Source organism: Labrys sp. E2SS-1L, from assembly GCF_057073705.1.
In genome coordinates this window covers 3,875,385-3,888,356 of sequence record NZ_CP172712.1, presented here as the reverse complement: position 1 = coordinate 3,888,356, position 12,972 = coordinate 3,875,385, and the positions used below count along the sequence as shown (strand labels likewise).

At 64.3% G+C, this 12,972-nt stretch carries 11 protein-coding genes; 7 read left to right on the top strand and 4 right to left on the bottom strand.

Annotation, left to right across the window (positions count from 1 at the left end; translation table 11 throughout):
• Positions 1–27: 27 nt before the first annotated feature.
• On the bottom strand, positions 28–1,743 hold the full coding sequence (locus tag ACIGJE_RS17995) for a caspase family protein (RefSeq protein ID WP_311934810.1): 1,716 nt from the start codon (positions 1,741–1,743) through the stop codon (positions 28–30).
• A 194-nt stretch (positions 1,744–1,937) separates the two neighbouring features.
• Between ACIGJE_RS17995 and gatC the strand changes: the two genes are divergently transcribed.
• The 4 genes from gatC (at position 1,938) to gatB (ending at position 5,708) form a co-directional block, all read left to right on the top strand.
• Positions 1,938–2,225 (top strand): Asp-tRNA(Asn)/Glu-tRNA(Gln) amidotransferase subunit GatC, encoded by a 288-nt coding sequence (gatC, locus tag ACIGJE_RS17990; protein WP_311934809.1) that lies wholly within the window; start codon positions 1,938–1,940, stop codon positions 2,223–2,225.
• 88 nt (positions 2,226–2,313) lie between these two features.
• On the top strand, positions 2,314–3,852 hold the full coding sequence (locus ACIGJE_RS17985) for an amidase (protein WP_415081314.1): 1,539 nt from the start codon (positions 2,314–2,316) through the stop codon (positions 3,850–3,852).
• A 2-nt stretch (positions 3,853–3,854) separates the two neighbouring features.
• On the top strand, positions 3,855–4,193 hold the full coding sequence (locus ACIGJE_RS17980; RefSeq protein WP_311934807.1) for a chorismate mutase: 339 nt from the start codon (positions 3,855–3,857) through the stop codon (positions 4,191–4,193).
• A gap of 48 nt (positions 4,194–4,241) precedes the next feature.
• A complete protein-coding gene (gene gatB, locus ACIGJE_RS17975) occupies positions 4,242–5,708 on the top strand; it encodes an Asp-tRNA(Asn)/Glu-tRNA(Gln) amidotransferase subunit GatB (protein ID WP_483678223.1) in 1,467 nt (488 codons plus the stop codon).
• A gap of 65 nt (positions 5,709–5,773) precedes the next feature.
• Here the strand turns inward: gatB and ACIGJE_RS17970 are convergent, their stop codons facing one another.
• Entirely contained in the window at positions 5,774–6,805 is a 1,032-nt protein-coding gene (locus ACIGJE_RS17970) for a cupin domain-containing protein (protein WP_483678222.1), read from the bottom strand.
• Positions 6,806–6,893: 88 nt separating this feature from the next.
• Positions 6,894–7,271, bottom strand: coding sequence for a DUF2147 domain-containing protein (locus ACIGJE_RS17965; RefSeq protein ID WP_311934804.1), 378 nt, complete (start codon positions 7,269–7,271; stop codon positions 6,894–6,896).
• A gap of 225 nt (positions 7,272–7,496) precedes the next feature.
• Between ACIGJE_RS17965 and dusB the strand changes: the two genes are divergently transcribed.
• From dusB to ntrC, 3 genes are all read left to right on the top strand, one after another.
• Entirely contained in the window at positions 7,497–8,537 is a 1,041-nt protein-coding gene (dusB, locus tag ACIGJE_RS17960; RefSeq protein WP_483678220.1) for a tRNA dihydrouridine synthase DusB, read from the top strand.
• Positions 8,534–9,649 (top strand): two-component system sensor histidine kinase NtrB, encoded by a 1,116-nt coding sequence (locus ACIGJE_RS17955; RefSeq protein WP_068297124.1) that lies wholly within the window; start codon positions 8,534–8,536, stop codon positions 9,647–9,649. Before dusB ends, ACIGJE_RS17955 begins: the two co-directional genes overlap by 4 nt.
• Before the next feature lie 96 nt (positions 9,650–9,745).
• Entirely contained in the window at positions 9,746–11,185 is a 1,440-nt protein-coding gene (gene ntrC / locus ACIGJE_RS17950; RefSeq protein ID WP_311934802.1) for a nitrogen regulation protein NR(I), read from the top strand.
• Positions 11,186–11,200: 15 nt separating this feature from the next.
• Here the strand turns inward: ntrC and ACIGJE_RS17945 are convergent, their stop codons facing one another.
• Complete coding sequence (locus ACIGJE_RS17945) at positions 11,201–12,913, bottom strand: phospholipase D-like domain-containing protein (protein WP_483678218.1); 1,713 nt, start codon at positions 12,911–12,913, stop codon at positions 11,201–11,203.
• Positions 12,914–12,972: the final 59 nt, after the last annotated feature.

Sequence of the window (12,972 nt, the reverse complement as noted above, 5' to 3'; positions counted from 1 at the left end):
CCGACTGAATCTGCCTGCGCCTGTCGCTCAGCCCGGCGGGCATTTGGCATTGAGATTGCCGGCTGCGTCGGCATCCCCGGCGGCTGCACCCTGCCTGAAGAGATCGCAGGCCTTGCCGACATCCTTGGTCACACCCTGACCTCTGAGATAGAGCAGGCCGAGGCCTGAATAGGCCGTCGGTTCCTTGCTCTTGACTCCGAGTTCGTAGATCGCCGCCGCCTTGCGATAATCGCGGCTGGCGCCAAGGCCGTTGGCATACATCCAGGCGATTCGACTGACGGCCGGCGCATAGTTTCCATCGATCGCCTTGTAGTAGAGGCTGAGGGCCTTGATGGCATCCTTGGGAACACCGCGGCCAGCCAGATAGCGCCCGGCGAGCTCGTAGAGAGCGAGGCCGTGGCCGAGCGAGGCCGCCTTCTGGAGTTGGGCCAGCGCGAGCGAATCCTGTCCGGCCTGTGCGTAGGCGAGGGAGAGCTGATAAAAGACGCGGCGCGGCGCTGCGGGCACCGCAATGGCCTTGCTGCACGCGGCTATGGCCGCCGAGGCACCGTCGCCGGACAATCTTGCTCCGGCAATCGCGGCCGGCTTGTCGGGGTCGCGCGCATCCGCGGCTGCCTGGTCGCAGGCCGTCACAGCGGCGTCGGCGACCGCGTTACCGGGCGTGGGCTGCGGCGACAGGGTGGCTTGCTCGGCAGGTGGCGGCGAGGAAGGAGCAGGTTTCGCTGCCGGTTGCTGCGCGGCTTTGGGCTGCAGCGCGGCAAGCTTGATCTGGGCGAGCACCTTATAGGTCCCCGTGAACGTGCCGGTGCCCACCTGGTCGAGATAGGCCTGGAACATGGCGGGATCGGAGCTGTTCTGGATCGATTGCCAGAACAGGTTTTCCGACTGGCTGGTGCCGGCGGCATTGGAATCGGGCGTGACCGGTGGCGGCGGAGCACTCACGCGGGCGGCCGGCAACTCGCCCGTCAGAGTGACGCGGCCGACGATGCCGTCATAATAAGCGGGGATCTGCTCCCGCCCGGCGCTGCGGGCGAGGGTCCGCACCTTCTCCTGCGTTTCCTTGGCCATGTCGATCAATGTCAGGTCCTGGCGGCCCAGCAGGGGCAGGAAGGAACGTACGAAGACGGAGGTCTTTTCCGAGTCGGCCGGCGACAGGCGGTCCAGCGCCTCCTGCTTGGTCCCCGCCGAAAACATGATGAAGACGCCACCGTCGGCTTCCATGCGCGCGAGGCCGCGTGTGGTCGGCAGGGCGCGCGTGCCGCCCTGGGCGAAGGGATTGTTGCGGCAGGCATCGAGAATGGCCACCACCTGTCTTGCGCCCTTCGCCCGGAAGCGGTCGATGATGTCGGCGGCATTGAAGGATTCATCCTTGACGAGCCCGGATTCGCCCTCCCTGGCGGTGGGAACGTCGACGGGCAGGAGCCAGTTCTGGCCCTCGATCTCGACGCCATGGCCGGAATAGTGGAAGAGGACGGTGTCACCGGGGCTGATCGCCCCCTCCACCGCGGCCATGGCCCGGCTGATCTGGCGCTTGGTGCCATTCTCCACCAGCGTGACCGTGAAGCCCGCCCGCTGCAGGGCGTCCCGCATGGCCTGGGCATCGTTCACGGCAGTCTGCAGCGGCGCGACTTCCTGATAGGCATTGTTGCCGACGACCAGAGCCAGGAGCTTGGCCGAAGCCGGCATGACGCCGCCCCCGAAGGCCAGCATGGCAAGGAGAACAAGGGCGAGGCGTGCACTCATGGCGGTTCCCCGGTCACCGAAGAAGAATATCTTACGCAAGGGCCTCATGCGAAGGACTTCGCGCAAATGGCGTCAAACGAACGTGACTCGTTCCCCCGCTTTACGACATCATGGGGGACAAGATCGGTTGCGCCTGCAAAGCTACGCGTGATAGACCGCGCCGTTCCGTGATTTCGCGCACAATCGAGGGTTTCATGTCTGTCGATGCCGCCACGGTGAAGCGTATCGCGCGTCTTGCGCGCATTGCCGTCACCGAAGAAGACGTTCCGCATTTGCAGGGCGAGCTGAATGCCATCCTCGATTTCGTGGCCCAACTCGACGAAGTCGATGTCGATGGCGTGGAACCGATGACCTCGGTGACGCCGATGCTGATGAAGAAGCGCCAGGACGTGGTGACGGACGGCAATATCGCCGCGAAGATCGTCGCCAATGCGCCGGCCTCCGAGGACAATTATTTCCTCGTTCCCAAGGTCGTCGACTGAATTACGCCATTTCCAGGCCCAGCGCGCTCAAGCCGCGGCACTCCGCGTCGCTTCGAACCCGGGCCGCATCCGTTCAGGACATCTTTCCGTGAGCCACATCACCGATCTCACCCTTGCTGAAATCCGCGACGGCCTGAAGGCCAAGACCTTCACCGCAACCGAAGCGGCCAAGGCCTATCTCGATGCGATGGAAAAGGCACGCGGCCTCAACGCCTATGTGCTGGAGACGCCGGAGCAGGCGCTCGCCATGGCGGCCCGGGCCGATGACAAGCTCGCCAAGGGCGAGGGCGGCCCGCTCGAAGGCGTGCCGCTCGGCGTCAAGGATCTCTTCGCCACCGAGGGGGTGCGCACCACCGCCTGCTCGCGTATCCTCGACAATTTCGTGCCGCCCTATGAATCGACCGTGACGAGCCAGCTCTGGCGCGACGGTGCCGTCATGCTCGGCAAGACCAACAACGACGAATTCGCCATGGGCTCGTCGAACGAGACCTCCGCCTTCGGGGCGGCCGTCTCGCCCTGGCTGCCGCCGGGCTGGAGCGCCGAGGACGGCAAGCGCAAGCTCGAAGAAGCACGCGCCGCCGGCGAGACGCCGAACGGCTTCCTGGTTCCGGGCGGCTCCTCCGGCGGCTCCGCCGCCGCCGTGGCCGCGCGCCTGTGCCCTGGTGCGGCCGGCACCGACACCGGCGGCTCCATCCGCCAGCCGGCCGCCATCACCGGCATCACCGGTATCAAGCCGACCTATGGTCGTTGCTCGCGCTGGGGGATCATCGCCTACGCCTCCTCGCTCGACCAGGCCGGTGCCTTCGGTCATACCGTGCGCGACTGTGCCATCATGCTCAATTCGATGGCCGGGCACGATCCCAAGGACACCACCTCCATGGATATCGCCGTGCCCGACTACGAGGCGGCGATCGGCGGCAGCGTCAAGGGCAAGGTCATCGGCATTCCCAAGGAATACCGGGTGGAAGGCATGTCGGCGGAGATCGACGCGCTCTGGCAGAAGGGCATTGACTGGCTGCGCGATGCCGGCGCCGAAATTCGCGAGATCAGCCTGCCGCACACCAAATATGCCTTGCCGGCCTATTACATCGTGGCGCCGGCCGAGTGCTCCTCGAATCTGGCCCGCTATGACGGCGTGCGCTATGGCGAGCGGGTTGCCGGCCGCGAGATCACCGAGCTCTACGAGAACACCCGCGCTGCCGGTTTCGGCGCCGAGGTGAAGCGCCGCATCCTGATCGGCACCTATGTGCTTTCGGCCGGCTACTACGATGCGTACTACGTCCGGGCCCAGAAGATCCGCACGCTGATCAAGCGCGATTTCGAGCAGGCCTATGCCAGCGGCGTCGACGCCATCCTCACGCCGGCTACCCCGTCGCCTGCCTTCGGCATCGGCGAAAAGGGCGGTGCCGATCCGGTGGAGATGTATCTCTACGACGTCTTCACGGTGACGGTGAACCTGGCCGGCCTGCCGGGCCTGTCCGTTCCGGCCGGGCTGTCCTCGGGCGGCCTGCCGCTCGGCCTTCAGCTCATCGGGCGCCCCTTCGACGAGGAGACATTGTTCACCCTCGGCCATGCCGTCGAGCAGGCGGCCGGCTCGCTCGGCCGGCCCGAGCGTTGGTGGGCCTGAGCATGAGCGGCGGCCAGGACACCAGCAAGGACACCAGCAAGACGTCGGGCACGACCGAGACATTGGCGGATCTGCGCCGCGAGATCGATGCCATCGACGAAAAGCTGGTGCACCTCCTGGCCAGCCGCCTCGAGGTCGTGCAACGGGTGGTCAAGGTGAAGAACCGCGACGGCCTGCCTGCCAACATCCCCGAGCGCGTCGAGGAGGTGGTGGCATCGGCCTGCAGGCGGGCTGAAATCGAAGGATTGCCGCCCGAACTTGCCGAACTCATCTGGCGCGACATGGTGGCCTGGATCATCGACTACGAGAACCAGCACCTGACCACGGACAAACGAGGCTGACATCAGCCCGTTCAAGCATTGAATTCTACTTCGAACCGGAGCCTAGACATGAACGCCACGGTTGATCCCAAGAAGCTGATCAAGGGCGCCACGGGCGATTGGGAAGTGGTCGTCGGCATGGAGATCCATGCCCAGGTCACCTCCGAGGCCAAGCTCTTTTCGGGAGCCTCCACCAAGTTTGGCGGGGAGCCCAACTCCCATGTCTCGCTGGTCGATGCCGCCATGCCCGGCATGCTGCCCGTGATCAACGAGGAATGCGTACGCCAGGCCATCCGCACCGGCCTCGGCCTCAAGGCGCAGGTCAATCTGAAGTCGGTGTTCGACCGCAAGAACTATTTCTATCCGGATCTGCCGCAGGGCTACCAGATCTCGCAGTACAAGCAGCCGATCATCGGCGAGGGCACGGTCATCGTCGAGGTGCCGGAGACCGGCGAGACGCTGAGCGTTGGCATCGAGCGCCTGCATCTGGAACAGGACGCCGGCAAGTCCATGCATGTCGGCGACGTCTCGCTGGTCGACCTCAACCGGTCGGGCGTGGCTCTGATGGAAATCGTCTCCAAGCCGGACCTGCGCTCGGCCGACGAGGCACGCGCCTATGTCACCAAGCTGCGCACGATCCTGCGCTATCTCGGCACCTGCGACGGCGACATGGACAAGGGCAATCTGCGCGCCGACGTCAACGTCTCCGTGCGCCGTCCGGGCGAGCCCTTCGGCACGCGTTGCGAGATCAAGAACGTCAACTCGATCCGCTTCATCGGCCAGGCCGTCGATGTCGAGGCCCGTCGCCAGATCGGCATCCTGGAGGACGGCGGTTCCATCGACCAGGAGACCCGCCTCTACGATCCCAACAAGGGCGAGACGCGGTCGATGCGGTCGAAGGAAGAAGCGCATGACTATCGCTATTTCCCCGATCCGGACCTCCTGCCGCTCGAATTCGACCAGGCCTATGTCGATGATCTCGCCAGCCATCTGCCGGAACTGCCCGATCCCAAGAAGGCACGCTTCATCAGCCAGTACGGCCTGTCGGCCTACGATGCCGGCGTGCTGACGGCCGAGCGTGAATCCGCCGATTTCTTCGAGGCGGTCGCCACGGGGCGCGACGGCAAGATCGCGGCGAACTGGGTGATCAACGAATTGTTCGGCCGCCTCAACAAGGAAGGGCTCGACATCACCGCTTCGCCCGTTTCCGCCGCGCAGCTCGGCTCGATCGTCGATCTCATCGGCGAGAACGTCATTTCGGGCAAGCTCGCCAAGGATCTGTTCGAGATCGTCTGGACCGAAGGCGGCGACCCGCGTGCCGTCGTCGAGGCTCGCGGCATGAAGCAGGTCACCGATACCGGGGCCATCGAGGCGGCCATCGACGCGGTGATCGCGGCCAATCCCGACAAGGTCGAGCAGGTCAAGGCCAAGCCCACCATGCTCGGCTGGTTCGTCGGCCAGGTGATGAAGCAGAGCGGCGGCAAGGCCAATCCGCAGGCCGTGAACGATATCCTGAAGGCCAAGCTCGGCCTTTGAGAAGCGGTACGCCATCCCGGGATTGCATGCCGTGAGCCTGCGATCCCGGGATGGCCAGGATCTGACTACGCAGTCTTTTCGCCGTCCCAATAATCTCTTGTCGCCGACATATCGAAGACGCCGTCAACGCGCTGGAGCGCATCGACGGCCATCTTGTTCGAGTCGGGATAGACGCAGACCTCGTTCAGGTTGCGCTCGCCTATCATCAGGTAGCGGCAGGGGCCCGTGCCGCTGTTGACGAAGGAGTGGCCGATCTTCTGGCCAGCCGGAAAGCAGACATAGTCGCCTGGTTTCATCCTGAGGCGCTCTTCGCCCAGGATGAGCGTCAGCTCTCCTTCGAGGACCAGCGCATGCTCCTCTTCGAGCATGTGATAGTGGGTCGGGCACAGGCGCAGGCCAGGAGCCGGGGATTCGATCAGCACGCCGACATGATAAGCCTTGCCCGCGGCGGCATAGGTCAGGTGCTTGGACGAGCCGCCGAATTGCGGACCGGCGCCATTCTCGTCCCAGGGCACGTGGTCCTGCGAGACCGGTGCAAGCGGCTTGACAGGCTTGGCCGCAAGACTGCCGACGATGTCGGGGCGGGGGAAGACCGGGGCGTCGAGGCCTGTGGCCTCGCCATCCCAGTAATTGCGTGCCGCTTCGAGGTCGAGGAGGGCATCCCTTCCAAGGGCCCGCACCAGTACCTTGTTGGAGTCGGTGTAGACCACCACCTCATTTTCGTTGCGCTCGCCGATGATCACGTAGCGGGCCGGCGCGCTGCCCTGGTTGAGCAGGCAATGGCCAGCCCTCTGCCCGGCAGGAAAGCAGATGTAGTCGCCGGCCTTCAGCCTGTGCGTTTCGCTGCCGACCCGTGCGGTAAGCTCGCCATCGAGGACGAAGACATGTTCTTCCTCGAAGATGTGAAAATGCGCAGGCGAGCTCTGTTTCCCTGGCTCCAACTCCTCGATGGCGACCCCGACATGATAGGAATCGCCGATCGCCGCCCGGGTGAGATGCCGGTATCGCACGCCGAAGCGCGGCACCTCGGCCCATTCCGTCCAGGGCACGTCATCCGACGAAATCGGCCGCGCCGCCGGCTTGCTCTCCGCCGTCATCGCTCCAAATCCTTTCGCCAAACAGTCCTCGGCCTCGTTTCGGCCGGAAGGGCGCGCCGTGCATCGGAACGGCACGCCCGCCATGTCTCTATTGGCGGTTCCAGCTGACCGACCGGCAGATCAGGCCGCCGAGAACGCAGCCGGCCGTGGTGAGCCGGTTGCCCGAAAGGGTCATGGTGCCGGTATAGGTCTTGCCGTCCTCGGGATTGAAGGCCTTGCCTTTCCATTTGTCGTCGCCCGACGGCGCCATGTCGTAGAACACGCGTTTGCCGACATTGTCCTGATGCTTGGGATCCTTGACCCAGACGACGGAGCCACACAGCGCTTCGCCACACGGAGCGATCTTCACCTTCGATTCGCCATTCTCCCTCAGCCAGGTCCCGGATGCATCGCCGGCCTGGGCGGCGCCTGCCAATAAAATGGTTGAGATAGTGGCTATAACGAATTGTGATAGCTTAATCTTCATCGATCTCACTCCCGGGCGCGACTGTGAGGGGCGGCATGAGGTGCCCTTGCGCAACCGCATCATTTGCCAAACGCGGGTAATGTGCAAATCGGAGTATCGAGATGGCGGGGCGATGAATCTGCCCTGCGCTGCCCGTTTTGCAGGCATGCTTGTTTAGGAGGCGAATTCCGCTTGCTGCCGTCTCTGCGACTGGCTAGATTGTGAGCATAGAGGAGCCCTGCATTCATGGTAGGCAAGGAAATCACGGCCACGATCGAATCTGCGCCGCCAAGACGGCTGCGGATCGGGACGGTCGAGTTGGCAAATCCGGTGGTCCTGGCGCCGATGTCCGGCGTGACCGACGCCGTGCTGCGCGGTATTGCACAGCGCCAGGGCGCAGGTCTGGTGATTTCCGAGATGGTGGCGAGCGATCGTCTCGCCACCGGTGACGAAGAGGCGCGTTTGCGGGCCGAGGCGCCCGGCGGTGGGCCGCATGTCGTGCAGCTTGCCGGCTGCGAGGCGCGCTGGATGGGCGAAGCGGCGCGCGTGGCAGTCGATGCCGGCGCCGATGTCATCGACATCAATATGGGGTGCCCAGCCAAGCGCGTTACTGGCGGTTGGTCCGGTTCGGCCCTGATGCGCGATCTCGATCATGCGCTCATCTTGATCGAAGCGACGGTATCGGCTGTGAAGGTCCCGGTGACGGTGAAGATGCGTCTGGGCTGGGACCAGGCCAGCCTCAATGCACCGGAACTCGCCCGCCGGGCCGAGCAGGCGGGTGCCGGCATGATCACCGTGCATGGGCGCACCCGCATGCAATTCTACAAGGGCACGGCTGATTGGCGGGCCATCCGGGCCGTCAAGCAGGCCGTTGGCATTCCCGTTGTCGCCAACGGCGATTGCCGGGGCCTCAGCGATGCCCTGGCCATGCTGCAGCAATCGGGCTGCGATGCCGTGATGGTTGGGCGGGCTGCGCAGGGACGGCCATGGCTGCCGGGGCATATAGCCCGCGAGCTTGCAGCCGGCGAGGCTCTGCCCGTGCCCGAGGCGCCGGTGCAGCGCGACCTCACGCTGGAGCACTATCACGGCCTGCTCGATCTCTACGGGCCCGCGCATGGGATCCGCCATGCCCGCAAGCATCTGGCCTCTGCCATGGAGGCCGCTCAGGATTATTTCGGTGGCGGTGATGCCGGGCTGCGCCAGTCGGTGCTGACGGGCGACAGGCCTGGGCAGGTGGCGGCCGCCTTCACCGCCTATTTCGCCAGCCTCGACCGGGTGGCCGCATGACAGCCTTGCCGCGCCATATGCCCAACCATGAAGCTGTCCTGAATGCCTTGCCGCACGCCATTCTTTCGGTGGATGCACAGGGCAGGGTGCTCGACGCCAATATGGCTGCCGAGGCCTTCTTCGATGTCAGCGCGCCGATGATGCGGCGCAATCTGATCAAGGATCTCCTGCCTTTCGGCTCGCCGCTGCTGGCCCTGATCGACCAGGTCCGCGAGCGCAACGCGCCCGTGAACGAATATCGCGTCGATCTCGGCTCGCCCCGGCTCGGAGGGGAGCGGCATGTCGACATCCAGGTCGCGCCGATGCAGGACCAGTCCGGCGGCGTGGTGATCATGCTGCAGGAACGCACCATCGCCGACAAGATGGACCGCCAGCTCACCCATCGGGGCGCTGCCCGTTCGGTGACGGCGCTGGCGGCCATGCTGGCTCATGAGATCAAGAACCCGCTCTCCGGCATCCGCGGTGCGGCCCAGCTTCTGGAGCAGTCGGTCGAGGACGCCGACCGCGAGCTGACGCAGCTGATCTGCGAAGAGGCCGACCGCATCGTCAAACTGGTCGACCGCATGGAGGTGTTCTCGGATGAGCGGCCGGTGGCGCGCAGCCCGGTCAACATCCATGTCGTGCTCGAGCATGTGAAGAAGCTGGCCCAGTCCGGCTTTGCCCGCAAGATCAAGTTCATCGAGGACTACGATCCCTCGCTGCCGCCGGTTCATGCCAACAAGGACCAGCTCGTCCAGGTCGTGCTCAACCTCGTCAAGAACGCCGCCGAGGCCATCGATGGCGAGGCGGATGGCGAGATTACCATGACCACCGGCTTCAAGCCGGGCGTGCGCCTTTCGGTGCCGGGATCGTCCTCGCGGGTCAGCCTGCCCATCGAAGTGTGCATCAAGGATAGCGGGCCGGGCGTGGCGCCCGATCTCCTGCCCTATCTGTTCGATCCCTTCGTCACCACCAAGACCAGCGGTACCGGGCTGGGACTGGCCCTCGTCGCCAAGATCGTCGGCGATCACGGGGGCATCGTCGAATGCGAAAGCCAGAACAAGCGCACGGTCTTTCGCATCCTTCTCCCCATGTATCGTTCCGACTCCGAAGCAAAGCGCCTTCAGCCGTGAACGCTTGTTGTTCTTTCTCTTTGGTTCGACGCGTCTTTGCGATTTGAACTGAAACGCTCAAATCGCAAAACGCTTTAGCGCATAGGAAAACCGAGTATGCAGGCAGGCAGTATTCTGGTCGCCGATGACGACGCCGCCATCCGGACGGTGCTCAACCAGGCCCTGTCCCGCGCCGGCTATGAGGTGCGCTCGACCGGGAACGCCACCACGCTGTGGCGCTGGGTCAGCCAGGGCGAGGGGGATCTGGTCATCACCGACGTGGTGATGCCGGACGAGAACGCCTTCGACATGCTGCCGCGCATCAAGAAGGTGCGGCCGGAACTGCCCGTCGTGGTGATGAGCGCCCAGAACACGCTGATGACGGCGATCCGGGCCTCCGAGAAGGGGGCCTATGACTACCTGCCCAAGCCTTTCGACCTGAAGGAGCTGATCGCCATCGTCGGCCGTGCTCTCAGCGAGCCTCGCGGCAAGCCGGCGCCGCGCTCGGGTGAGGAAGCCGAGAGCATGCCGCTGGTCGGCCGTTCGGCCGCGATGCAGGAGATCTATCGCGTCCTCGCTCGCCTGATGCAGACGGACCTGACCGTGATGATCTCCGGTGAGTCCGGCACAGGCAAGGAGCTGGTAGCCCGGGCCCTGCATGACTATGGCAAGCGCCGCAGCGGCGCCTTCGTTGCCATCAACATGGCGGCGATCCCGCGCGACCTGATCGAATCCGAATTGTTCGGCCATGAGAAGGGGGCGTTCACCGGCGCCAATGCCCGTTCCGTCGGGCGCTTTGAGCAGGCCGAGGGCGGTACGCTGTTCCTCGACGAGATCGGCGACATGCCGATGGAGGCACAGACGCGCCTGCTGCGCGTCCTGCAGCAGGGCGAATACACCACGGTGGGGGGGCGCACGCCGATCAAGACCGATGTGCGCATCGTCGCCGCCACCAACAAGGATCTGCGCATCCTGATCCAGCAGGGCCTGTTCCGCGAAGATCTGTTCTTCCGTCTCAATGTCGTGCCGCTGCGCCTGCCGCCGCTGCGAGAGCGGGCGGAGGACGTGCCGGATCTCGCCCGCCATTTCTTCAAGATGGTCGAGCGGGAGGGCTTGCCGGCCAAGCATCTGGATTCTTCAGCCGTCGAGCGCCTCAAGCGCCATCGCTGGCCGGGCAATGTGCGCGAGCTCGAAAATCTGGTGCGCCGGCTTTGTGCTCTCTACCCGCAGGAGACACTGACGGCCGCGATCATCGAGCAGGAATTGGCGACCTCCGAGACCATGCCGCTGGAGGCGGAGAGCTCGGTTGACGAAACCCTGTCGGCCTCGGTCGAGCGCCATATGACGCGTTATTTCAGCAAGTTCGGCGACGACCTGCCGCCTCCCGGGCTCTATCACCGGGTTCTGCGCGACATCGAGGAGCCGCTGATCGGCGCGGCGCTCGCGGCGACGCGCGGCAACCAGATCAAGGCGGCCGAACTTCTCGGCGTCAACAGAAACACATTGCGCAAGAAGATCCGCGACCTCGATATCCAGGTCATCCGCGCCATCCGCTGAGGCGCGGTGCGGGGATCAATTCGGCGATTGCGGGAAGAAAAGCTTGCGTCGCTTGGACTTCATGCGATCGGGATCGAAATTCTCGACGACCCATCCGTCGGTCGGGTCGAGGAAGATGGCCTGTGTTCCCTCGCTCCCCTTGAGTGCGAGCTGGTTGGCGACATTGCGGAAGTAGAAGTGCCGGAAGATGCGGTCGAACTCCGTCATGTAGATGTCGGCGACGCGCGTCTCCCCGCGGATGAGCAGCATGTTCTCGTCATTGTTGACGAGGGAGTTCCTGGAAAAGTTCGCCGAACCGCTGATGACCAGAGGATCGTCCGACAGCGGGTCGACCAGCAGGATCTTAGTGTGGATGTAGAAGACATTACCTTCATAGCGGTAATGGCCTTCCTCCAGGAACCACCTGTCGAGTTTCCAGCCGGGAACCTTGGCGCGTAGCATCATCTTGCCGAGGGCGGCACCATTGGCGATCTGCAGGTCCGGGTCGCTGCCCAACAATTTCTCCGCCTTGGTGTCGAGCGGCTTCTCGAGCAGGATGTAGCGCAGGAAGTCGACGTCCTCGGTAAAGGCCTTGGCCAGGGTGGCATTGACGCCGAAGGCCGCCGTGAACATCACGGTTTGCCGCGCTGCACGTATGCGGTCGGCATACCAGGCGAGCAGGCTGTCATCCGGGCGCGGGCTGAACAGCGGGGTGATCGTGCCCGGCGGAACCTCGCCTTGGGGCGCGGCGTTTTCGGCCCCAACCCATTGACGCAGCGGTTTCCATTCGGTGTCGTCAGCAAGCTTTTCCCAATAGGAGAGATAATGGGCGGCAAGCGCCTCATCCCGCACGAGATGGCCGACATTGCTCTGCCCTAGAAAACCGGAGGCTGTGAAGTTGGTCGAACCGGTCCATAGGGCGACGCGGGCCGGATCGTCCGACAGGCGCAGGATGAACTTGTTGTGCGGAATGTCGTTACGGCGGGTGCGCGGCAGCAGGATCGTCTTGGGCAAGCCGGCAGCCTTGATGGCTGCGGCGTTGGCCTTGGTGGCCTCAGTATCCCGGCGTTCGCCCTTCACGGTTTCCTGGCCGGCCTCATAGACGATGGCGACATCGACCTTGCGCTCATGCGCGGCAGCCAGGGCTTTCAGCACTGGCGGATAGCTGAATTCATAGGCTGCGATGCGCAGGCTTTCTCCCGGACGGGCATCGGCGATGAAATCGAGAACGGCCTCGAGCAGACCGCGCGAGAGCCATTGAGTGGTACGATCATGGCTGTCATCGGGATCGGCCGGACCCCGGTTACCGAATTTCTCGGCGAAGGCCTGGCTCGCGATGGCACCACGATTGAAGTAGACGGCATGCTTGCCGCTATCCTCGCTCTCGGTCGTGACCTTGATCTCGACATCGTTGCCATAGCGTAGGTTCTTGGGCGTGCCGTAGACGGGCCGGATCAGGAAGCCATAGGGACGACCGGGCTTGGCTGTGTAGTCGCTCCACAAGAAGCTCTGGATCGGATGTTCGAGCGTGGAGTATTTCTGCCCCGGACGCGGTTCGGGAACCACATCTCGGAACAGCTTGGTGCCGCTCAGCCAATAGGACTGATCTTCGGTGACATCGGTGCGCTTGATGGCAAAGCCGAGCAGCCCCCGGCGGGGCTCGGCAGTGGCGTCGAGCGCCAGCAGTACCACATGGCTGCCTGCGATGGCCCGAAGCGCAAAATCACCATTCGTTGTTTCCGCTCGCATGCTTGCTTCTCCCGCTTCATGCGTCGATCGTGGAACCCGTGCGGATAAAATAGAGCATG

Coding starts and splice junctions, on each gene's coding strand:
- ACIGJE_RS17995 (WP_311934810.1), bottom strand. CDS start 1,743: ATGAGTGCACGCCTCGCCCTTGTTCTCCTTGCCATGCTGGCCTTCGGG.
- gatC (WP_311934809.1), top strand. CDS start 1,938: ATGTCTGTCGATGCCGCCACGGTGAAGCGTATCGCGCGTCTTGCGCGC.
- ACIGJE_RS17980 (WP_311934807.1), top strand. CDS start 3,855: ATGAGCGGCGGCCAGGACACCAGCAAGGACACCAGCAAGACGTCGGGC.
- gatB (WP_483678223.1), top strand. CDS start 4,242: ATGAACGCCACGGTTGATCCCAAGAAGCTGATCAAGGGCGCCACGGGC.
- ACIGJE_RS17970 (WP_483678222.1), bottom strand. CDS start 6,805: ATGACGGCGGAGAGCAAGCCGGCGGCGCGGCCGATTTCGTCGGATGAC.
- ACIGJE_RS17965 (WP_311934804.1), bottom strand. CDS start 7,271: ATGAAGATTAAGCTATCACAATTCGTTATAGCCACTATCTCAACCATT.
- dusB (WP_483678220.1), top strand. CDS start 7,497: ATGGTAGGCAAGGAAATCACGGCCACGATCGAATCTGCGCCGCCAAGA.
- ACIGJE_RS17955 (WP_068297124.1), top strand. CDS start 8,534: ATGACAGCCTTGCCGCGCCATATGCCCAACCATGAAGCTGTCCTGAAT.
- ntrC (WP_311934802.1), top strand. CDS start 9,746: ATGCAGGCAGGCAGTATTCTGGTCGCCGATGACGACGCCGCCATCCGG.
- ACIGJE_RS17945 (WP_483678218.1), bottom strand. CDS start 12,913: ATGCGAGCGGAAACAACGAATGGTGATTTTGCGCTTCGGGCCATCGCA.